The 20606-nt window shown below is 50.5% G+C and carries 17 protein-coding genes and 1 pseudogene; 13 read left to right on the forward strand and 5 right to left on the reverse strand.

Going from position 1 to position 20606, the window contains the following annotated elements:
- Positions 1-192, forward strand: a 192-nt coding sequence (locus ACO0LC_RS28310; RefSeq protein ID WP_423009456.1) for a hypothetical protein, incomplete at its 5' end; no start/stop codon positions are given.
- Positions 193-381: 189 nt separating this feature from the next.
- Here the strand turns inward: ACO0LC_RS28310 and ACO0LC_RS28315 are convergent.
- A complete protein-coding gene (locus ACO0LC_RS28315) occupies positions 382-921 on the reverse strand; it encodes an acyloxyacyl hydrolase (protein WP_423009457.1) in 540 nt (179 codons plus the stop codon).
- A 148-nt stretch (positions 922-1069) separates the two neighbouring features.
- Here ACO0LC_RS28315 and ACO0LC_RS28320 point away from each other — a divergent pair, with 148 nt between their 5' ends.
- The 3 genes from ACO0LC_RS28320 (at position 1070) to ACO0LC_RS28330 (ending at position 6245) form a co-directional block, all read left to right on the forward strand.
- The gene (locus ACO0LC_RS28320) at positions 1070-1987 is read left to right on the forward strand and encodes an NAD(P)-dependent oxidoreductase (RefSeq protein WP_423009458.1); all 918 of its coding nucleotides are present in this window, start codon (positions 1070-1072) and stop codon (positions 1985-1987) included.
- Positions 1988-2164: 177 nt separating this feature from the next.
- On the forward strand, positions 2165-4246 hold the full coding sequence (locus ACO0LC_RS28325; RefSeq protein WP_423009460.1) for a molybdopterin-containing oxidoreductase family protein: 2082 nt from the start codon (positions 2165-2167) through the stop codon (positions 4244-4246).
- Between the two features lie 322 nt (positions 4247-4568).
- Positions 4569-6245: a long-chain-fatty-acid--CoA ligase gene (locus ACO0LC_RS28330; RefSeq protein ID WP_423009462.1), complete on the forward strand. Its 1677-nt coding sequence runs from the start codon at positions 4569-4571 to the stop codon at positions 6243-6245.
- Positions 6246-6326: 81 nt separating this feature from the next.
- Here ACO0LC_RS28330 and ACO0LC_RS28335 read toward each other — a convergent pair whose 3' ends face one another.
- Positions 6327-7904 (reverse strand): alkaline phosphatase D family protein, encoded by a 1578-nt coding sequence (locus ACO0LC_RS28335; protein ID WP_423009464.1) that lies wholly within the window; start codon positions 7902-7904, stop codon positions 6327-6329.
- Positions 7905-7912: 8 nt separating this feature from the next.
- Positions 7913-8332, reverse strand: a complete 420-nt coding sequence (locus ACO0LC_RS28340; protein ID WP_423009466.1) for an acyl-CoA thioesterase — start codon at positions 8330-8332, stop codon at positions 7913-7915.
- Between the two features lie 195 nt (positions 8333-8527).
- On the opposite strand from ACO0LC_RS28340, the gene ACO0LC_RS28345 reads away from it, so the two are divergent.
- On the forward strand, positions 8528-10108 hold the full coding sequence (locus ACO0LC_RS28345) for a hypothetical protein (protein WP_423009468.1): 1581 nt from the start codon (positions 8528-8530) through the stop codon (positions 10106-10108).
- Here ACO0LC_RS28345 and ACO0LC_RS28350 read toward each other — a convergent pair.
- The gene (locus tag ACO0LC_RS28350) at positions 10077-10769 is read right to left on the reverse strand and encodes an acetyltransferase (RefSeq protein WP_423009470.1); all 693 of its coding nucleotides are present in this window, start codon (positions 10767-10769) and stop codon (positions 10077-10079) included. The genes ACO0LC_RS28345 and ACO0LC_RS28350 overlap by 32 nt on opposite strands.
- Positions 10770-11049: 280 nt before the next feature.
- On the opposite strand from ACO0LC_RS28350, the gene ACO0LC_RS28355 reads away from it, so the two are divergent.
- From ACO0LC_RS28355 to ACO0LC_RS28390, 8 genes are all read left to right on the forward strand, one after another.
- On the forward strand, positions 11050-12930 hold the full coding sequence (locus ACO0LC_RS28355; protein ID WP_423009472.1) for an ABCB family ABC transporter ATP-binding protein/permease: 1881 nt from the start codon (positions 11050-11052) through the stop codon (positions 12928-12930).
- Positions 12931-13902 (forward strand): LysR family transcriptional regulator, encoded by a 972-nt coding sequence (locus ACO0LC_RS28360; RefSeq protein WP_423009474.1) that lies wholly within the window; start codon positions 12931-12933, stop codon positions 13900-13902.
- A 236-nt stretch (positions 13903-14138) separates the two neighbouring features.
- Positions 14139-15425 carry a Glu/Leu/Phe/Val family dehydrogenase gene (locus tag ACO0LC_RS28365; protein WP_423009476.1) on the forward strand — a complete coding sequence of 429 codons (1287 nt, stop codon included), beginning with the start codon at positions 14139-14141 and terminating at the stop codon, positions 15423-15425.
- Positions 15426-15782: 357 nt separating this feature from the next.
- A complete protein-coding gene (locus ACO0LC_RS28370; RefSeq protein ID WP_423009478.1) occupies positions 15783-16679 on the forward strand; it encodes an amino acid ABC transporter substrate-binding protein in 897 nt (298 codons plus the stop codon).
- Positions 16680-16925: 246 nt separating this feature from the next.
- Positions 16926-17876, forward strand: coding sequence for a transporter substrate-binding domain-containing protein (locus ACO0LC_RS28375; RefSeq protein WP_423009479.1), 951 nt, complete (start codon positions 16926-16928; stop codon positions 17874-17876).
- 118 nt (positions 17877-17994) lie between these two features.
- Complete coding sequence (locus ACO0LC_RS28380; RefSeq protein ID WP_423009481.1) at positions 17995-18747, forward strand: amino acid ABC transporter permease; 753 nt, start codon at positions 17995-17997, stop codon at positions 18745-18747.
- Between the two features lie 2 nt (positions 18748-18749).
- Positions 18750-19439, forward strand: coding sequence for an amino acid ABC transporter permease (locus tag ACO0LC_RS28385; RefSeq protein WP_423009483.1), 690 nt, complete (start codon positions 18750-18752; stop codon positions 19437-19439).
- Between the two features lie 20 nt (positions 19440-19459).
- Positions 19460-20185: an amino acid ABC transporter ATP-binding protein gene (locus ACO0LC_RS28390; RefSeq protein ID WP_423009485.1), complete on the forward strand. Its 726-nt coding sequence runs from the start codon at positions 19460-19462 to the stop codon at positions 20183-20185.
- Between the two features lie 245 nt (positions 20186-20430).
- Here the strand turns inward: ACO0LC_RS28390 and ACO0LC_RS28395 are convergent.
- Positions 20431-20606: pseudogene (locus tag ACO0LC_RS28395) on the reverse strand (IS256 family transposase); the annotation flags it as partial.

A 20606-nucleotide genomic window follows, 5' to 3' on the forward strand; every position in this document is an offset into this window, starting at 1 on the left:
ACGATTGTTAAGCGAACTCTCTTATCACCAGGGCGGCTGGCTGCCAGCAGTGCCAGTACGATCGGTGAAGTTGCGTTCAAATCTTTGCGTCCAGATGCGCGTATTCCAACGCAAAACCTCAAAATCGCTGCCCCTGCGCAGGCAGGAGCCCAGCGACTTTCGTGGATCAATGAAGAAAGTATCTGTCATTAGCATGCATAAATCACTCTTGAGAAAACAAAGCCGTACTAAGGTATAAAGCGCTGATGTGCGATAGAAAATGCTGGAATTGAACGATCATTGGACCAAGCAGATATTGAAATGAGAATACGAACTTATAGACAATAAAAAAGGAGCTTGCGCTCCTCTTTTATTCAGCAGATACAAATTGCATGTAAGCGCTTAAAACGCGTACCCAGCCTTCAACACAGCAAAGTTCACACCTGGATTTGGATGCTTGATGCCGCCGTTGGAATAATGCTGGATCTTGAAGCTCAAATCCCAGCCATCCCTGGTGACATAGCCGACGCCGATGTGGTCACCGAACTGGAAATTGGTGGAAAAGTGACGGCTGTTGTTGTCATAGATTTCTGACAGCATATGCAAGCCTATGCCTGCTTCGCCGTAAAAACCTTTTTTGCTATCGTTTTGAAAGCGGAAGACAGGAGTTACACCGATATCTGTCAGGTTTTGTGTGCCGCCCTTACCCTGGAAATTATTACCACGCCACTCGGCAAGAGTGTAATCCCAATAACCGCCGACGTGGGTGCCATTTGAAGAAAACCACTGGTTATCCCAGTTCGATTGCAAGCCTGCGCGCAGCATCTTGGTTTTATTGCCGGTAGCAAATTCCAACGAGGCAGAATCCACGGCAAGTACAGGAGTGCTGGCGCACATGGCCGTGATGGCAATGGCGATTAAAGATGAAATACGCAGACGCATAAAATAGACTTTCAGGTGAAAATAAGAAATCAATCGGACATCAATTTGAAACCATGGACGCTATTGTAGCAATCTCTGGCAATATGCTCTTAAGATGTAGCGTATACAATTTAGTTCCGTCAATCTTGCCTGCTTGAAAAATATGAATATGAAACCGATAGCTCAAACAAATATTGCTTTCCTGGGCACTGGTCTGATGGGCAAGCCCATGGCGCGCAGATTATTGTTGGCTGGCTATCCGGTGACGGTCTGGAACCGTACTCTGGCAAAAGCGGCAGCGCTGACTGCAGACGGGGCCAGGCTGGCAGACTCGGCAGTGCTGGCTGTGCAGCAAGCCGATGCCGATATTGTGATTACCATGCTGGAAGATGGCCAGGCCGTGGCCGCAGTGATAGAACAAATGCTGCCTGCCCTGCGTGCAGGCAGCATAGTCATAGACATGAGTTCCATCCAGCAATCGCAGGCGCAGACCCTGCATGCCTTGCTGCAAAAGCAGGATGTGCATTTTATCGATGCGCCGGTTTCTGGCGGTGTCATCGGTGCGGAAGCAGGGAGTCTGGCCATCATGGCTGGTGCGGATGAAACTATTTATTCTGAAATTGCAGAACTCTTGTCTGCCATGGGTAAGCCGCAGCGTGTGGGTGGCCCGGGCACGGGACAATTAGCCAAACTTTGCAATCAGTTGATTGTTGGTGCAACGATTAATATCGTGGCCGAAGCACTGTTGCTGGCGCAAGCCGGTGGTGCCGATCCGGCTGCGGTAAGGCAGGCTTTGCGTGGCGGTTTTGCCGAGAGCAGGATACTGGAAGTGCACGGTCAGCGCATGCTGGACAGGAGCTTCATGCCTGGTGGCCAGGTCAAAAGCCAGGCCAAGGATATGGAAAATATCCTCATTGCGGCTCAGCATGCCGGCGTGGACTTACCTATCACCAGGCTGGTGACGGATGTCTATCGAGACTTGTTGCACGATTATCCTTATGCAGATCATTCGGCAGCTTTGCTGGCATTGGAGCATAAAAATCCCGGTAAACGCCTGGGCGACAAGCAGGATGTTTTACCTGAATAAAAAAAATAATTTCAGCTGATGCGCGGAAAAACAGCATTTGTGTATCGGTAGCCATAACAGGCGATGACATAAGATATGCAAAATAAGTAAGGGTGCCAAGTTGCCACAACGATCAGGCTGTAAGAATAAAGCCATCGGCACTGATAGCATGAAATAAATCATAGAACCAGGATCACCATGAGCAGCAATATCGTCAAAGCCGTATGTCCCCATGATTGTCCCGATACCTGCGCCTTGCATGTGACAGTGGAAAACGGCATCGCCACCGCCGTCAAGGGTGACCCCGAACATCCAACTACGGCCGGGGTCTTGTGCACCAAGGTGTCACGTTATACCGAACGTACTTATCACCCGGATCGCCTGCTTTATCCACAAAAGCGCATAGGTAAAAAAGGTGAGGGCAAGTTTGTCCGTATTACCTGGGAAGAAGCGATTGCGACTATCGCTGAAAAACTTAAGCCTCTGGCGGCCAGCAATCCTTTATCTATTCTGCCCTACAGTTACGCTGGCACCATGGGGCTGGTGCAGGGGGAGAGCATGGCGATGCGCTTCTTCAACAAGATTGGTGCATCCTTTCTGGATCGCACGATATGCGCAACCGCCGGTGGTGTTGGTTATAAATATACAGTAGGCATGCGCCAGGGGGCAGACATAGAGCATACCCAGGATGCCAAGTTGATTATTATGTGGGGCGGCAACCCTATTGCTTCCAATCTGCATTTCTGGATGCGTGTGCAAGAAGCCAAGCGCAATGGAGCCAAGCTGATTGCGATAGATCCTTATCGCTCACTGACGGCAGAGAAATGCCATCAGCATATTGCCTTGTTGCCAGGTACTGATTCTGCATTGGCGCTGGGCCTCATGCATGTCTTGATACGTGAAGATTTGCTCGATCATGATTACATCGCAGAACATACCCTGGGTTTTGAGCAATTGTGTGAACGGGTAGCAGCATGGACACCAGAACGCGTTGCCGAAGTATGTGGCATCAGCGCAGATGAGGTCGTCCAGCTCGCCAAGGAATATGGCGAATGCGGCAAGCGTGGTGAAGCCAGCATGATACGCATGAATTATGGCGTGCAACGGGTACATGGTGGTGGCATGGCGGTACGTAATATCGCCTGTCTGCCAGCCTTGACGGGGGCCTGGCGACATGCTGCGGGCGGCACACAATTGTCGATGTCGGATGCTTTTCCCAAAAACACGGCCGCTCTACAGAGACCAGATTTGTTCCCGCAAGACTGGCCGCGTCGCACCATCAATATGAGTACCATAGGCGATGATTTATTGCGTGAAGCTTCTGCTGATTTTGGTCCCAAAGTGGAGGCCGTCATCGTCTATAACTCCAACCCGGTCGCGGTTGCGCCCGAGTCTTCCAAAGTGGCACAAGGCTTTGCGCGTGAAGACTTGTTTACTGTCGTACTGGAACACTTCCAGACCGATACCGCAGACTTTGCCGATATCTTGCTGCCAGCGACAACGCAACTAGAACATACCGACATCCATAGCACCTATGGCCATCTGTACATGATGGCGAATAATCCGGCGATAACTCCATTGGGTGAAGCCAAACCGAATACTGAAATTTTCCGCTTGATCGCCAGGGCCATGGGTTTTGACGAGGCCTGTTTCAGCGAAAGTGATGATGAGATTGCAGCGCAGGCCTTTAACAAGAGCCATGCGCATGCCGTGCATTTTGACTGGTCTTCCTTAAAGAAAGCGGGCTGGGCAAAACTGAAAGTAGCTGATGCCCCATTTGCCCACGGCGGCTTTGGCACGCCATCTGGCAAATGCGAATTTTATAGTGAGAGCATGAAACAAGCCGGGCTTGATCCCTTGCCGACTTATATCGCACCCTATGAATCTGTGGCTTCAAATGCAGCATTGGCAGCACGCTACCCGCTGGCCATGATTTCGCCTCCGGCGCGCAATTTCCTGAATTCCACTTTCGTCAATGTGCAAAGCTTGCGCAATACCGAGGGCGAGCCGCATCTGGATATCCACCCTGACGATGCAGGTAGCCGTCATATTGCACAAGGAGACAAGCTAAGGATATTCAATGACCGTGGCAGTTTTGAAGCCATTGCGCGCGTTACCGACAAGGCCAGGCCGGGTCTGGTGGTGGGCCTGTCTATCTGGTGGAAAAAGCTTGCGGGCGATCACAAGAATGCCAATGAAGTCACCAGCCAGCGTTTAACGGATATGGGCGCTGGCCCTACCTTCTACGACTTGCTGGTAGAGGTTGAGAAAAGCGTATAAGTCTTTACTTGCGGAAGAAAAAATACCGCCGATGACATAAAGCCAGCCTGCTGTGGATGCGACAGGCTGGCTTTGTTATATATCAAAAAGAGTAAAAATCATCAAGGTAAAATTTGCTGCAGTGCGACATTTTCCTAGAGGATGGTTTCAGGTAGACTTTAAATCGCTTGCTTTAGCAGAACTTAGTCGATAGCATCGAAACTAGAGGACGCATGCCTGCAATGGTCGTATCTCACACGGTGCTCGATAGAAGAGGGATGTGTGAAACAAAAAAACTGCAGCGCAGCACCATAAAACAACAATCATAGGAGACGGAGAAAATATGGATAAGATTTGGCTGAAAAACTATCCTGCAGGCGTGCCGGCAGAAATTGATATAAACCAGTATCAATCTCTGGTGCAAATGCTGGAAGAGTCATTTCAGAAATTCGCTGGCCGTGATGCCTATGCCTGTATGGATAAGCGCATTACTTACGGTGAACTGGATACAATGTCCAAGCAACTGGCTGCATGGTTGCAAGCCAAGGGTCTGAAAAAAGGTGCCCGCGTTGCCATCATGATGCCAAATGTCTTGCAGTATCCTGTTGTCATGGCGGCGATCTTGCGTGCTGGTTGCACAGTCGTCAATGTCAATCCCCTGTATACGCCACGCGAGCTTGAGCATCAGTTGAAAGACTCGGGTGCAGAAGCGATTTTCATCCTGGAAAATTTTGCCGTCACGCTGGAACATGTGCTCAGCAAGACCGCGATCAAGCACATCGTCGTTGCCAACATGGGTGAAATGCTGGGTGGCTTGAAAGGAACCATCGTCAATTTTGTGGTGCGCCATGTCAAAAAAATGGTACCGGCATTTTCTCTGCCTGGTGCTGTCCGATTTAATAAAGTGATGTCAGAAGCAGCTGGCCTGAGTTTCAAGCCTGTGGCAATGACGCATGAGGACGTGGCTTTCCTGCAGTACACAGGTGGTACTACCGGTGTTTCCAAGGGGGCGACTTTGCTGCATAAGAATGTAGTCGCCAATATGTTGCAAAATGATGCCTGGCTGTCACCCAGCATGGTCGGTCATGCCGACGAACAAAAAGTCATCGTCTGTGCTTTGCCGCTGTATCACATCTTTGCGTTGACTGTCTGCAGCTTGCTGGGTACGCGTATAGGTGCATTGAATTTGCTGATCCCCAATCCGCGTGATATTCCTGGCTTTATCAAGGAACTGGGCAAGTACCGCGTCAACATTTTCCCGGCAGTCAATACCTTGTATAACGGCTTGCTGAATAATCCTAATTTTGCCGCACTGGATTTTTCTGGTTATGAAATTTGCAGCGGCGGCGGCATGGCTGTGCAAAAAGCCGTGGCTGACAAGTGGCTCAAAATCACCGGCTGTGCGATTGCCGAAGGGTATGGCTTGTCAGAAACTTCCCCGGTAGCGACTGCCAATCCAGCTGATACCAAGGAGTTTTCTGGCACCATAGGCATGCCTATTTCTTCCACTGAAGTCGCCATACTCGATGATGATGGTAAACCGGTTGCCCTGGGGGAGCGTGGCGAAATCGCCATTCGTGGACCACAAGTCATGGCCGGTTACTGGAACCGCCCGGAAGAAACTGCCAAGGTCATGACAGACGATGGTTTCTTCAAAACCGGTGACGTCGGTATCATGGACGAGCGTGGTTATACCAAGATCGTCGATCGCAAGAAAGACATGATCCTGGTGTCAGGCTTTAACGTCTATCCAAATGAAATTGAAGAAGTCATCGTCATGCATCCTGGCGTGCTTGAGTGCGCCTGTATCGGTGTGCCAGATGCCAATTCTGGCGAAGCCGTGAAATTGTTTGTGGTGCGCAAAGATCCTTCACTGACCGTGGACCAGCTCATGGATTATTGCAAGGAGCAATTCACTGCTTACAAAAAACCGAAGTACATAGAGTTCCGTGCTGATTTGCCCAAGACTAATGTGGGCAAGATTTTGCGTCGCGAGTTGCGAGATGAAAAGAAGGCGTAAACGTTTTCTATCCAGTTAATAAAAAAGGAAGGCATGGCCTTCCTTTTTTATTGTGTATGACATACTGAGAAACTGACGCAATTATCCAGACACAACGCCCGGCTTGCCATCCTCCACTACAAAACTCTTCAAGGTAGCGATGCCAGAATCAGCCTTGGCGACATCATCCAGCGCCAGGAAATGAGTTTGTATCCTGGTCTGGGAAATATCCATGAGGATGAAACCACGTTTGTCACTGCGGCCATATTTGAGATGCGGATTTTGAGCCACATACTGGTCCGTACGTTCTTGCGGACGTGAGCTGGAGGTGATTGAGGTGCCGCAAAACTCGGTCGCCAGTATAGGATTACTGACAGAAGCCTTGTTATAAAAATCACGCTTCAGGTTGGCTGCATAAAAGGTATGCACATCACCAGAAATCACCATGGGATTGCTGGGCTTGTGCTTTTGCAGGTCTTCCATCAAACGCTGTCTGGCGACGGGATAACCATCCCAGCCATCGGTCCAGAATTTGCCTTCTCCCTCATGCGTAACGGCAGTCTGGCTGGATTGTGCCATCAAGGTTTGCTGGGTGAGGATATTCCACTTCGCCGCTGAATTGGCAAAACCGCGTGCCAACCATTTTTCCTGCTCCATGCCCAGCATGGTGTGAGTAGGGTCCATCCTGTCACTGCATTCAGCATTGCTGACCGAGTTTGAACCACCACGCCCCGGCTTGGCACAAACCTGGTAAGAACGATATTGGCGACTGTCAAGCACATGGAATTTTGCCAGCCTGCCCCATTCATAGCGGTCATAGATACGCATATTGGCAAAGTCATTGTGGCTGGGGTGCAGACGTACCGGCATGTGTTCATAAAATGCCTGGTAGGCAGCCGCGCGGCGTGAAAGGAAGTTGACGTCCAGCCTTTCATCCCTGTCATTGCCATAGTCATTGGCGACTTCATGGTCATCCCAGGTGACTATCCATGGTGCCACATGGTGGGCTGCCTGCAATTGCGGATCCGTCTTGTATTGGGCATAGCGGGCGCGGTATTCTGCCAGGCTGAAGCTTTCTATATCGCGACTGCGTGGCTTGGCCGGGTGGCGCAGGTCATACGGCCCCCACTCATAAATATAATCACCCAAAAATGCCACCAGATCAGGATTGGCAGCGGCGATATGGCGGTGCGCTGCATATTCACCAAATTCCCAATGCTGGCAAGAGGCTACCGCCAGTCGCAAATTGCTGACCAGGGCATCAGTTGCAGGTGCAGTACGGGTGCGTGCTACCGGGCTGACGGCGTCGCCCAGTATGAAGCGATACCAATACCAGCGATCTGGCTGCAAGCCCGTCACATCGACATGCACGCTATGAGCCAACTCGGGCAGGGCATGGGCCTCACCCTTGTTAACCATGCGGTGGAATTGCTCATCCTCGGCGATTTCCCAACGCAGCTTATACGGCACGGCTGGCAGGGTAGCAGCATTCAGGGGATCGGGCAGCAGACGCGTCCATAAGACCACACTGTCATGCCGGGGCGAGCCTGAGGCTACACCTAGACTGAATGGATAGACGCTGCTGCGTTCGGCAGCAAAGCCGGGAAAAGCCTGGGCCAGTGCCACAAAGCTGCTAAATTGCAGGGACTGCTGTAAAAACGAACGACGTGATAACTTCATAAAAATGCTCAGTTCACCTTAGTAATTTCTTCCAGCGGTGGAATCTGACGTGGTTTGCGGTCATTGCCAGTGGCGACATAGGTTAGTGTGGCTTCGGTGACTTTGACGGTATTGGCTTGCAGGCGATTGCGTTCTGCGTAGACTTCAACTGAGACCGTGATGGAGGTATTACCGACCTTGACCACTTCCGCATAAAACGACAACAAGTCGCCCACAAATACCGGCTGTTTGAACAGGAAAGAATTCACCGCAATAGTGGCAACCCGGCCATTGGCGCGGCGGGCAGCCGGGATGGCGCCGGCAATATCGACCTGCGACATGATCCAGCCACCAAACACGTCACCATGGACATTGGCATCGGAAGGCATGGGCATAACCCTGAGCGTGGGCATATGTGATGGCAGCCCGTTGGAAATTTGTTCAGTCATGATGGTCTTGTATTGGTAAGTAGAATCAGTTTGATAGATCATCTTAAACCAATTTTCGTGCAGACTGAATAAAGCAAGTGGCTTGTCATTGACTTACACAGTGATATATTGTGAAGTCGATGACAATGTAATAATTTCATCGTCAGAATACAGAAAAAGAGACCTGCTGTACTGGCATGAAAATCAAAGAAGATGATGGAAGCCAAACACGAAGAATTAAAACTGCTGGACGATGTCGTCATGCGGACCGTTGCCAATCCCACTGCCAGCCATGGCTGGCACCAGATGGTGGACTTGTTGCGCCGGCATGCCACGCCTGCCCTGAGCCTGCAACTGGAGCAGTTTTTGCTGGCGAATATTGCAGCTGATGGCTTGCCTGGTTTTTACCGTGCCACCTTTCTTGACATGCTGACCGGCAGGCCGGAATATCTCCAGCAGGCGGGACAAATTATCCTCGGCCTGCAACCCTATGATGTCGACCGGCTCATGACTTTTCTGCAATATAGCTGGCAAAGAGTGCTACTCGATACGCCAGGACGCCAGGCTTTTCGTCAGCGGTTGCAGGCGCTGGGCTTGCCCGCTATCGTCAACAGCCTCAATCCTTGGATATGGCAGCAGGCACGGCCCACGCAAGTGCTGAAAAAACGTGCCATCGGCGTGGTAAGCAAAGTGGCCCTGATTGCCCCTTTCCTTAGTAATGTCAAACATCCGCCGACGCTGATGGCCTTGCAACAGGCTGCAAACTTGCGCCAGCTTGGTTATGAAGTCGTGCTGTATTCCGCACAAGAATTACTGGGGCCGGATTTCAAGCATTACCTCGGTAGTCATTCGTATACCCCAGAGCCGCAATTCGTAACAGCAGGCTGGGACAAATACCTGGGCCAGGGTGGCCAGGTCATGACTGGCGATGTACGCTTTTCACTCTTGCAAAGATGGCATAGCCTGCTGGCACAAATGGGCTCGTTTGATCCTGATCTGGTGATGTTTGTGGGCCTGTATGCGGGTTTGGCAACTGCCACTTATCCTGCACGTCCAGTGCTCAGCCTGGGTATCAATTCACTCTCACCCATGGTCCCAGCCGACGTATGGTTGACCGCGCAGCGAGAGCTGGATGGGCAACAGGTTTCAAGCTGGGACGCGGCTTTCCCGCCCGGCCAGGCTTACTACCATTCCTACCGTGTGCAAAGGCCGGACATGCAGCACGGGCATACACGTGCATCGCTGGGGCTGCCTGCCGACAAGCTGATCCTCGTCACCCTGGTCAGTGAGAGTGAGGCCAGGATCAAGGGTGAATGGGCTGCGGCCATGTTGCAGGTCTTGAATCAGTATCCTGATGTCCTGTGGCTCATCGTCGGTGGCAATGGCGCTTTACCCTCGGCCTTGCAGTCTGCCAGGGCGGGCCAGGTGCAATGTGTGGCATTTTGCGCTGATGCAGTCAAATACCTGACTTGCAGTGATATTTACATCAACCCACCCATGATGGGTGGTGGTTTTGCCGTGGCCGAAGCCATGGCGCTGGCCTTGCCCGCCCTGAGTTTGTCGGGCTCGGACGGCGGCGACAAACTGGGCCAGGCAGCGCAGGCAAACTTGCAGGATTATTTCCAGACCCTGATGTTGTGGTTGCACAATCCTGATGCCCGGAAAGCAACTGGTCAGTCCATGCAAAAACACTTTGATGACTATCTGGATCTGGACAAGGCTGCTGCCAGTCTGCAAGGCGCTTGCGAACTGGCGCTTACACGCTTTAATCTGAGGATGGCAGCACAGACTTCTTGAACCTGGCCGGATTGCCCACCATCAGTGCTCCGGCTTCAACATCGCTGATGACTACGGCACCGGCACCGATGAAGGCATGGTCGCCTATGCGCAGGCGTTCGGTCAGGGTGGCACCAATGGCGATTGTGACGCTATGGCCTATGCGTGACAAGCCACCGACATTGCTGCCCGGCTGCACTCGTGAGAAAGCGTCTATATGGGTATCGTGCCCTATGGTGACACCACGATTGACAAACACATGGCGACCCAATACCGCGCCGGGGCCGATCACGCTATTGGCACCGATAAATACACCCGCCGCCAGTTTTGCCAGCGGCGAGACATAGGCACGAGGATGTATCAGGGTATGGAACTCCAGCCCATGCGCTGGACAGCGCTGCAGTATTTCCTGTTCCAGCACGTGGCGCGTGGGCGTGGTAGGGCCGAGCAAATACAGCTCATCCTGCGCTGGCTGAAAATCAGCTAATTCCACGACTTCAGGCACCGGGCCATAGCTTGCCCATACGCTCAGACGTTCTGCCAGACTGAGGTCGCGTTCGCCGGGTGTTTCAGGCAGATGCAGAACAATCCTGGAAACCGTCAAGCCGTTTGCCAGTGCGCAATCAAACAAATCAGACAAAATATTGCTACTACCAAAAATCACCAGTTTATTCTTGCTCATCTTTACCAAGTTATGCGAAGTAGACGAAAAGCTAATTGTACGTTAGCTCAAGTGCAAAGTCTGCAACAGTGTTCGGGCATTCGGCGATTGCGGTACATGGTGGCTGATAGACAAAGGGTTTATAGCCTATAATTTTCCCTATGCTTTATTGCATGGCGTGTTTTTCTCTTTGTTGCCTCCTTGCTACGGATGCGATTTTGTTGAATTGCCAATTCAGGCCAGCCCTGTTGTTACCACAGCGCTGGCTAGCTCATTCAACCCACAAACGAGTACCCCATTAATGCGACGTAATGAATCCGTTCGTAGTCCATCTGCCGCTGGCCAGGCCAGCAACCATGGTCAGCGTGGTGACTGGTCCACAGTCAAGACCTTATTGCCTTATTTATGGGCATACAAGTGGCGCGTTTTACTGGCGCTGACTTTCCTGGTCGCTGCCAAGCTGGCCAATGTTGGTGTACCCATGGTCTTGAAAAACCTGGTGGATAGCATGACCATCAGCCCTGCTCATCCTGCGGCTGTCATGGTCTTGCCTGTGAGTTTGCTGATCGCCTATGGCGCACTGCGCTTATCGACCACCCTGTTCACAGAATTGCGTGAGTTCGTGTTTGCCAAAGTCACACAAAGGGCAGTGCGCACCATAGCCCTGCAAGTGTTTCGTCACTTGCATGCCCTGTCTTTGCGCTTTCATCTGAACCGGCAAACGGGTGGTGTCACACGTGATATAGAACGAGGCACGCGGGCGATATCTTCACTGATTTCTTACGCCCTGTTCAGCATCGTCCCTACTTTGCTGGAAATCACCCTGGTCCTGATTTACCTGGGCACGCATTACGATAAATGGTTCAGCGTGATTACTGCGACGGCACTGGTCACGTATATCGTTTTCACCATCGTCGTGACTGAGTGGCGCACGCATTTCCGTCGTACCATGAATGAGCTGGATTCCAAGGCGCATACCAAGGCCATCGATTCCCTGCTCAACTATGAAACCGTCAAATATTTTGGCAATGAAGAATACGAGGCACAGCGCTACGACGTAGGTTTGAAGAGTTTTGAAACAGCCGCCGTCAAATCACAAAGCAGCCTGTTCTTGCTCAATACCGGGCAATCCATGATCATCGCCACTGCCGTGACCCTGATCCTGTGGCGTGCCACCCAAGGCGTCATCGATGGCACCATGAGTCTGGGTGACCTGGTACTGGTGAATGCCTTCATGATACAGCTGTATATTCCCCTCAATTTTCTGGGCGTCTTGTACCGTGAAATCAAGCAAAGCCTGGCGGACATGGAAAGGCTGTTTTCCCTGCTAGACCAGAACCGTGAAGTGGCCGACGATGCGAATGCACAAGCCTTGCAGGTACACCACAGGAATGGCGCAGAAATCCGTTTCCAGCATGTGAATTTCAGCTATGAAGAAAAGCGCCAGATTTTGTTTGATGTGGACTTCACAGTTGCACCGGGCACGACGACGGCAGTCGTCGGGCATAGTGGTTCTGGTAAATCCACTTTATCGCGTTTGTTGTTTCGTTTTTATGACATTCAGTCCGGTCATATTTCCATCGATGGCCAGGACTTGCGCGATGTGACGCAAGCCTCGGTCAGGGCCGCGATAGGTATAGTCCCGCAGGATACGGTCTTGTTCAATGACAGCATAGAATACAACATCGCCTACGGCAAACCGGGAGCGAGTAAAGACGAGATTATTGCTGTTGCCAAAGCTGCCTATATCCATGACTTTATCGAATCACTGCCCGATGGTTATGACAGCATGGTGGGTGAGCGTGGCTTGAAATTATCCGGTGGTGAAAAGCAGCGCGTGGCCATCGCCCGTACCTTGTTGAAAAATCCGTCGATTTTTATTTTTGATGAAGCCACTTCAGCACTCGATTCTCAGGCCGAGCAATTGATACAGGCGCAGTTGAAAGACATTGCGCGCAGCCGTACCAGCCTGGTGATAGCGCACCGTTTATCGACCATCGTTGATGCGCAACAGATACTGGTCATGGACAAAGGGCGCATCGTAGAGCGTGGCACCCATCATGATTTGCTGGCCCTGCAAGGTGCTTATACGCGCATGTGGGAACGCCAGCAAAGCAAGAAAAAAAACCAGGCAGAAGAAGATGATGACGAAGCAGATGAAGTTGAATTGGTGAGTGCATAAATGGAAACCAAGTGGCTGGAAGATTTTGTATCCCTGGCAGAGACCAATAGTTTCAGCCGCTCGGCTGAATTGCGCCATGTGACACAACCGGCATTTTCGCGCCGCATACAATCACTGGAAGCCTGGCTGGGCAGCGACCTGATAGACCGTACTTCTTACCCCACGCGCTTGACGCATGCGGGTGAAGTTTTCTATGAGCAGGCCATCGCCATGCTGGGGCAAATCAATAATGCCCGCGCGCTGTTGCGCGGCAAGCGCACCACCACGCAAACCACGGTGGATTTTGCGGTTCCGCATACCCTTTCGCTAACCTATGTGCCACGCTGGCTGACCAGCCTGGAAGCTGCCTTTGGTGAAATCAATAGCCGCCTCCTGGCCCTGAATGTGCATGATGCCGTCATGACTCTGGTCGAGGGCGGTTGTGACTTGCTGCTGTGTTATCACCATCCACGCCAGCCGCTTTTGCTTGATAGCAGCCAGTACGACATGATCAGCATGGGGACCGAGGCTTTGCGGGCCTACACCCGTTGTGACAAAAACGGTGTGCCAGAGTTGCTCTTGCCCGGCACCGAGAAAGAGCCCTTGCCCTTCCTGGCCTATGCCAATAATGCCTACCTGGGGCGTATGGTCGACTTGATCTTGAACGATACCCGCCAGCCCCTGCATCTGGAAAAATGCTATGAAACCGATATGGCCGAGGGCTTGAAAATGATGGCACTGGAAGGCCGCGGCGTGGCCTTTTTGCCCGAGTCTGCAGTCACTCGCGAGATCAAGCAAAAGCAACTGGCCCGCGCTGATGATGGTAGTGGTGCCTGGGAAGTGAATATGGAAATTCGCCTGTATCGTGAACGACCATCCATACAAAGACCAGGCAAGATGATTGTGTCACGTCTATGGGACTACCTGGAGCAATCGCAGTCGGAAGAAAAACAAGATAAGAACCGGCAGGCCAAGAGCCGCCGGCCAGCCTGAATCTCTTCGGCATCCTTGTGGCATGGTTTTGTCAGATGAATGCTTGATGGCTATAACATAAGGCCATTTCACGGTTATGCATTTCATGCATAGATTCATGCAAACAAAGCATTGGCTGATTTTAGAGTGAAAAGACTACTATGCGTCTGCTTTCAGCCTTGGCTAGGAGCCAGTCTGAATTGAAAGAAGTGCAAAAAGATACGCATACCAGTCTAACCATTTCATGAGGTCATACCATGTCCAGCCAGCACCAGATACCGTCCTATCTTACCCCGACAGAGACAGGTCCTTGGTCCGTTTACCTTGAGCAAATCGATCGTGTTACCCCTTACCTGGGGCATTTGTCCCGTTGGGTAGAAACCCTGAAGCGCCCCAAGCGTATCCTCGTCGTTGACGTGCCTATCGAGCGTGATGATGGCACCATTGCTCACTTCGAGGGCTATCGCGTACAGCACAATACTTCCCGCGGCCCGGGCAAGGGTGGTGTGCGTTTCCATCAGGATGTGACGCTGTCAGAAGTGATGGCCTTGTCTGCCTGGATGACCATCAAGAACTCCGCAGTCAACGTGCCTTACGGTGGTGCCAAAGGTGGTATCCGTGTTGATCCAAAAACCTTGTCACGTGGCGAACTGATGCGCATGACGCGTCGTTACACGTCTGAAATCGGCATCATCATAGGCCCGGATAAAGATATCCCGGCACCGGACGTCAACACCAATGAACAAACCATGGCATGGATGATGGATACCTATTCCATGAATGAGGGCCGCACCGCCACTGGTGTAGTCACCGGCAAACCGATTTCCCTCGGTGGTAGCCTGGGTCGTCGTGAAGCGACTGGCCGTGGTGTATTCGTGGTCGGTAGCGAAGCAGCTGCCAAGCGCGGTCTGAACATTGCTGGTGCAAAAATTGCCGTGCAAGGTTTTGGTAATGTGGGCGGTATCGCTGCCCGTCTGTTTGCAGACGCTGGTGCCAAGATCGTGGCAGTGCAAGATCACGGCGGCACGATTTTCCATTCAAATGGCCTGGATGTTGCCAAATTGCTGGACCACGTCGCAGCCAAAGGCAGTGTTGCTGGTTTTGAAGGTATAGAAGCAGTTTTGCCAAATGATGAATTCTGGTCTGTGAACTGCGATATCATGATCCCGGCAGCACTGGAACAACAAATCACAGTTAAGAACGCTGACCAGATCCGCGCCAAAATCATTCTTGAAGGCGCGAATGGCCCGACCACACCAGAAGCCGACGATATCTTGCGCGACAAGGGCGTCCTGGTAGTGCCAGACGTTATCGCCAATGCCGGTGGCGTGACAGTGTCTTATTTTGAGTGGGTACAGGATTTCTCCAGCTATTTCTGGTCTGAAGATGAAATCAACCTGCGTTTGACCCGTATCATGAAGGAAGCCTTTAATTCAGTCTGGCAAGTGACAGAAGACAAGAATGTCTCCCTGCGTACTGCAGCCTTTATTATTGGTTGCTCCAGAGTGTTGCAAGCACGCGAAGTGCGTGGCTTGTATCCATAATCTGGAATTGTAAATGGCGATCAATCATCTATCCTGATAGGTGATTGTTGCCATATATGAAGAATTGGGCGCGATTTTGGGGTTATACAACCAAGATCGCGTTCTGCACTATACCTCTCCAGATTGCCGAAAAAAGAAATCGGCAGTCAGCTGACATGTTGAATGTCATCAAAACGGAGCATGAGCAGTGTAACCTGTTTGATCTGGCTGGAATGATAATTGCATAGATGTTTTTAGCATTTTTATAAGTATAAATTGTAAAAAATACTGAATAATATTTTGTTAAATGTGAATTTTTCTGTTGAATTTTATGAGTCTTTATCATTAACATCCTGAACCACGTTCAAAGAGGATTATATGAAAGCTTTAAAATGGATAGTAAAGGCTGGCTTGCCCTGTGCGCTGGTCTTGTGCTCCCCGCTTTCATTAGCTGCGGATACCCTGACGCATATTAAAGAGACGCAAACGGTGACGATCGCACACCGTGAGGCGTCTTTTCCATTTTCTTATCTGGGTGATGATAAGAAACCCATAGGCTATTCCATGGACATTTGTCTGAGGCTGGTCGATGCAATCAAAAAAGAGCTCAAGCTGCCGCAACTGAATGTGAATTATGTCCTGGTGACAGGGAGTTCACGCATACCTGCCATCGCCGAAGGCAAGGCGGATATGGAGTGTGGCTCAACCACCAATAATGCCGAGCGCCGCAAACAGGTGGCGTTTACTATCCCTCACTTTTTTGCCACAGCGAAAATGATCGTTCGCGCCGATTCTGGCATTAAAAACTGGACCGACCTCAAGGGCAAGAAGGTGGTAACCTCCAAAGGTACAACTACTGTCAAGTTACTCAATGATCGTGACAAGGTCAGGGCCCTGGATTTGAAATTGATGGAAGGCAGCGATCATAACGAATCATTTGGCATGGTAGAGAGTGGTAAGGCAGATGCTTTTACCGTGGATGATGTACTGTTATATGGACAGCGCGCCAATGCCAAAGACCCCAGCAAGTTTGTCGTGGTAGGTGATTCTCTGTCGACGGAGCCTTATGCCATCATGTTGCGCAAGGACGATCCTGCCTTCAAAGCGCTACTGGACCGTGAGATGGCCAGGTTGATGAACGATGGTGAAGTCACCAAGCTCTACGATAAGTGGTTCCGCAAGCCGGTCCCCCCAAAAGGGGCAAACCTGAACATGCCCATGAATTTCCTGTTGCGCGACAATATACGTTTCCCCACAGACAAGGTGGCGGATTAACAAACACGACCTTTGCTTGCCATCAACAGCAGATTGAGCTGACGTTCGAGAAATTGGATGGCAGGCCCAGTTTTTACTGAGCAGGCATGGATTTTTGCAGGGGTAGCTTGAAAGTCAATTTTGCTCCCATTTTTAGTAGTGTATAAGTAGTAATACGTATTAAACCGATTGAAAAAAGCGGTAATTTGCTGAGGGTTTTTGTTAAACTCAAAGCCATGATTTTTGATTTAACTTTCTGGAGACAGTATGAAATTTTCGAAATTGTTGGTAGGTCTGGTGGGAGCAGGTTTGATCGCCGGTGCAGCACAAGCGCAAGACACTGGAACATTGAAAAAAATCAAAGAAACAGGAACCATCACCCTGGGTGTGCGTGATTCCTCCAACCCTTTTTCCTATCTGGATGATAAGCAGTCTTATCAGGGTTATTCCATAGATTTGTGCCTGAAAATTGTGACTGCAGTGCAAAAGCAACTGGGCTTGACTTCCCTGAATGTCAAAATGAATCCGGTAACATCAGCCACTCGCATCCCTTTGATGGCTAACGGTACTATCGACCTGGAATGTGGTTCCACGACCAATAACGTTGAGCGTCAAAAGCAGGTGGCTTTTGCACCGACCACTTTTGTGACAGCTAATCGTATTCTGTCGAAAAAAGCTTCAGGCATCAAAACCCTCGCTGATTTGAAGGGCAAGGCTGTGGTATCCACTTCCGGCACTTCCAACCTCAAGCAACTGACACAGTTGAATGCTGACCAGAACCTGGGCATCAATATTTTGCCAGCCAAGGATCATGCAGAAGCTTTCCTGATGGTGGAAACTGGTCGTGCAGTGGCTTGGGTCATGGATGATATCCTGCTGGCTTCACAAGTATCCAACTCAAAAAATCCGGCTGAGTATGAAATCAGCAAGGAAGCGCTGTCGGTTGAGCCTTACGGCATCATGCTGCGCAAAGATGATCCTGCCTTCAAGAAAGTGGTTGATACAGCGATAGGCAACGTACTGACTTCTGGCGACGTTAACCGCATCTACCACAAGTGGTTCATGCAACCTATCCCTCCTAAAGGTATCGCTTTGAACTGGCCTATGTCCGACCAGCTCAAGGTAGTGGCAGCCAAGCCTACTGATTCAGGCGAACCTTCTGCTTATGCTGCTGTTCCAGAGGCGCAAAAAGCTGTATTGAACAAAAAGAAAAAATAATACTTAGCATGGCAAGGTAGTCCGACAAAACGGGGGGATGCACCTCCCGTTTTCTTTTGCAAGGCAATGTAGTGTGAGCTTGCTACATCGGGCTGAAAGCGCTGCACAGGAGGAGAATATGAATTACAACTGGAATTGGAATATCTTTTGGGACATTGCGCCCGATGGAACGGGAACCTATCTGGAGTCCCTGATCGCCGGTCTGAAATGGACACTGGCGACAGCAGGCGTAGCCTGGATGATTGCTTTGGCATTGGGCCTGGTGATAGGGACACTGCGCACTGCACCCAATAAATGGGTAGTCAGGCTGGCAAATGCCTATGTGGAATTGTTCAGGAATATTCCATTGATCGTGCAAATGTTTCTTTGGTATTTTGTCTTCCCTGAAGTCTTGCCCGAAGCCTGGGGCACGGCACTCAAGCAATTACCGAATGCACCTTTCGTCACTGCGGTATTGAGCCTGGGATTTTTTACTTCGGCAAGGGTGGCAGTACAGGTATCAACAGGTATCAACGCACTGCCGCGCGGCCAGCGTATGGCGGGAACGGCACTGGGTTTGACACTGCCGCAAACTTACCGTTACGTACTTTTGCCTATGGCGTTTCGCATCATCATTCCTTCGTTGGTGAACGAAGTGGCGGCGATCATTAAAAACAGCTCGGTGGCCCTGTCGATAGGCTTGATAGAGCTGATGGCCAGCACACGGTCCATGCAAGAGTTTTCTTTTCAGACTTTTGAAGCCTATGGTGCGGCTACCATCATTTATCTGATCGTGTCAGTGATCGCCATCTTGATGTCGACCTTGCTGGAAAAGAAACTGCGCGTACCAGGTTTCATTACCTCTGGTTCTGCCAATAGTGGAGGGCACTAAACATGGGTAATTTTGATTTTGATGTGATCCAGCGCTCCTGGGTGTATTTGTTCCAGACTGGCATGGTGTTCACGCTGAAGCTGACTTTCCTGGCAATGACGGGCGGCATTATCATCGGGACTATGCTGGCGATGATGCGCTTATCAAGCAACAAGGCAGTTAATCTGATCGCATCTGGCTATGTCAACCTGATGCGCTCCATACCCCTGGTATTGGTGCTCTTCTGGTTTTACTTTCTGGTGCCCTATATTGGTGCCTGGATACTCGGTTCGAAAGACCCTGTGCAAGTTGGTGCCTTTTCGTCCTGCCTGATCACCTTCGTCATGTTTGAAGCAGCTTATTACTGCGAGATCATGCGCTCCGGCATACAGTCCATCCCGCGTGGCCAGATCTGGGCTGGTTATGCCATGGGCATGAACTATTGGCAAACCATGGGCAATATTGTATTGCCACAGGCTTTCCGCAATATGATCCCTATATTGCTGACGCAAACCATTGTTTTGTTCCAGGACGTATCGCTGGTATCGATTTTGTCGATTCCTGACTTTTTCGGTTCTGCCGCCAAAGTCGCGCAGCGCGATGGTCGTCTGGTGGAAATGTATTCCTTCGCAGCGGTTGTCTACTTCTTCATGTGCTTTGGCTTGTCCGCGCTCGTGAAAAAGTTGCAAGCAAAAGTGGCGATCATACGTTAAGAATATTGTGGAGATTTGAAATGATTAATTTAAATAATGTCAGTAAGTGGTATGGTCAGTTCCAGGTCTTGACGGACTGCACGACCGAGGTATCCAAGGGTGAAGTGGTGGTGGTATGTGGTCCTTCCGGTTCCGGTAAATCGACTCTGATCAAGACCGTCAATGGCCTGGAGCCTTTCCAGAAAGGTCAGATCACTGTGGAAGGTATTTCTGTCGGCGATCCTAAAACCAATTTGTCCAAGCTGCGTGCGCGCATAGGCATGGTGTTCCAGAACTTTGAATTGTTCCCGCATCTGTCTATACGCCAGAACCTGACCATAGGTCAGGTCAAAGTACTGGGCCGTTCAGAAGAAGAAGCGACTGAGCGTGGTCTCAAATACCTGGATCGCGTAGGCCTGATTGCCCAGAAAGACAAATTCCCTGGTCAGTTATCCGGTGGTCAGCAACAGCGTGTGGCGATAGCCCGTGCCTTGTCGATGGACCCGATCGCCATGTTGTTTGATGAACCAACTTCTGCACTTGATCCTGAAATGATCAATGAGGTGCTGGATGTCATGGTGGGCCTGGCACAAGAAGGCATGACCATGATGGTGGTGACCCATGAAATGGGTTTTGCCAAGAAAGTAGCGAATCGCATCGTCTTTATGGATAAAGGTGCGATAGTGGAAGATTGTTCTAAAGATGAATTCTTTGAGAATGCCAGATCAGAGCGCGCCCGTGATTTCCTGAAGAAAATCATTCACTAATGAATCTTTAATCCAGATCATAAAACAGCCCTGGTTTCAGGGCTGTTTTTGTTTGCAAGCGGGTTTTGCAAGGTGTTTTACAATGAGATTTATCATTGTTATAAGTTACTCCCAGGACCAGGATGCGGCTTTTTAAAAATGTGACGAAAATGTGATTTTCGTCACACGTAAAAATAAACTGACATGCTAATCTGCCTTCGCTAAAAAAAGAGCCTGTAAAAATAACTGTGTAAGTCCTCCCGGAGCTATTGGTGAGCGCGGATACGCTCACCAAATTCTATATCAAAGCGATTGAGTGCCTGTCGCCAGTGTTGTATAGGCATGGTCCATTTCTTCGCTGCCTGTTGTATCGCCAGGTACACCACTTTCATGGCAGAGGCATCATTGTGGAAAAATTTTCTGCGCTTGGTGGCTGACCGGA

Origin of the sequence: Undibacterium sp. JH2W, assembly GCF_049340425.1 — a bacterium.
Classification (GTDB): Bacteria; Pseudomonadota; Gammaproteobacteria; order Burkholderiales; family Burkholderiaceae_D; genus Undibacterium.

What these genes read in the sequence shown, in the direction of transcription:
- ACO0LC_RS28345 (WP_423009468.1), top strand. Translation starts at nt 8,528, where the DNA reads ATGGAAGCCAAACACGAAGAATTAAAACTGCTGGACGATGTCGTCATG.
- ACO0LC_RS28365 (WP_423009476.1), top strand. Translation starts at nt 14,139, where the DNA reads ATGTCCAGCCAGCACCAGATACCGTCCTATCTTACCCCGACAGAGACA.
- ACO0LC_RS28335 (WP_423009464.1), bottom strand. Translation starts at nt 7,904, where the DNA reads ATGAAGTTATCACGTCGTTCGTTTTTACAGCAGTCCCTGCAATTTAGC.
- ACO0LC_RS28375 (WP_423009479.1), top strand. Translation starts at nt 16,926, where the DNA reads ATGAAATTTTCGAAATTGTTGGTAGGTCTGGTGGGAGCAGGTTTGATC.
- ACO0LC_RS28355 (WP_423009472.1), top strand. Translation starts at nt 11,050, where the DNA reads ATGCGACGTAATGAATCCGTTCGTAGTCCATCTGCCGCTGGCCAGGCC.
- ACO0LC_RS28315 (WP_423009457.1), bottom strand. Translation starts at nt 921, where the DNA reads ATGCGTCTGCGTATTTCATCTTTAATCGCCATTGCCATCACGGCCATG.
- ACO0LC_RS28330 (WP_423009462.1), top strand. Translation starts at nt 4,569, where the DNA reads ATGGATAAGATTTGGCTGAAAAACTATCCTGCAGGCGTGCCGGCAGAA.
- ACO0LC_RS28320 (WP_423009458.1), top strand. Translation starts at nt 1,070, where the DNA reads ATGAAACCGATAGCTCAAACAAATATTGCTTTCCTGGGCACTGGTCTG.
- ACO0LC_RS28370 (WP_423009478.1), top strand. Translation starts at nt 15,783, where the DNA reads ATGAAAGCTTTAAAATGGATAGTAAAGGCTGGCTTGCCCTGTGCGCTG.
- ACO0LC_RS28350 (WP_423009470.1), bottom strand. Translation starts at nt 10,769, where the DNA reads ATGAGCAAGAATAAACTGGTGATTTTTGGTAGTAGCAATATTTTGTCT.
- ACO0LC_RS28325 (WP_423009460.1), top strand. Translation starts at nt 2,165, where the DNA reads ATGAGCAGCAATATCGTCAAAGCCGTATGTCCCCATGATTGTCCCGAT.
- ACO0LC_RS28360 (WP_423009474.1), top strand. Translation starts at nt 12,931, where the DNA reads ATGGAAACCAAGTGGCTGGAAGATTTTGTATCCCTGGCAGAGACCAAT.
- ACO0LC_RS28385 (WP_423009483.1), top strand. Translation starts at nt 18,750, where the DNA reads ATGGGTAATTTTGATTTTGATGTGATCCAGCGCTCCTGGGTGTATTTG.
- ACO0LC_RS28390 (WP_423009485.1), top strand. Translation starts at nt 19,460, where the DNA reads ATGATTAATTTAAATAATGTCAGTAAGTGGTATGGTCAGTTCCAGGTC.
- ACO0LC_RS28380 (WP_423009481.1), top strand. Translation starts at nt 17,995, where the DNA reads ATGAATTACAACTGGAATTGGAATATCTTTTGGGACATTGCGCCCGAT.
- ACO0LC_RS28340 (WP_423009466.1), bottom strand. Translation starts at nt 8,332, where the DNA reads ATGACTGAACAAATTTCCAACGGGCTGCCATCACATATGCCCACGCTC.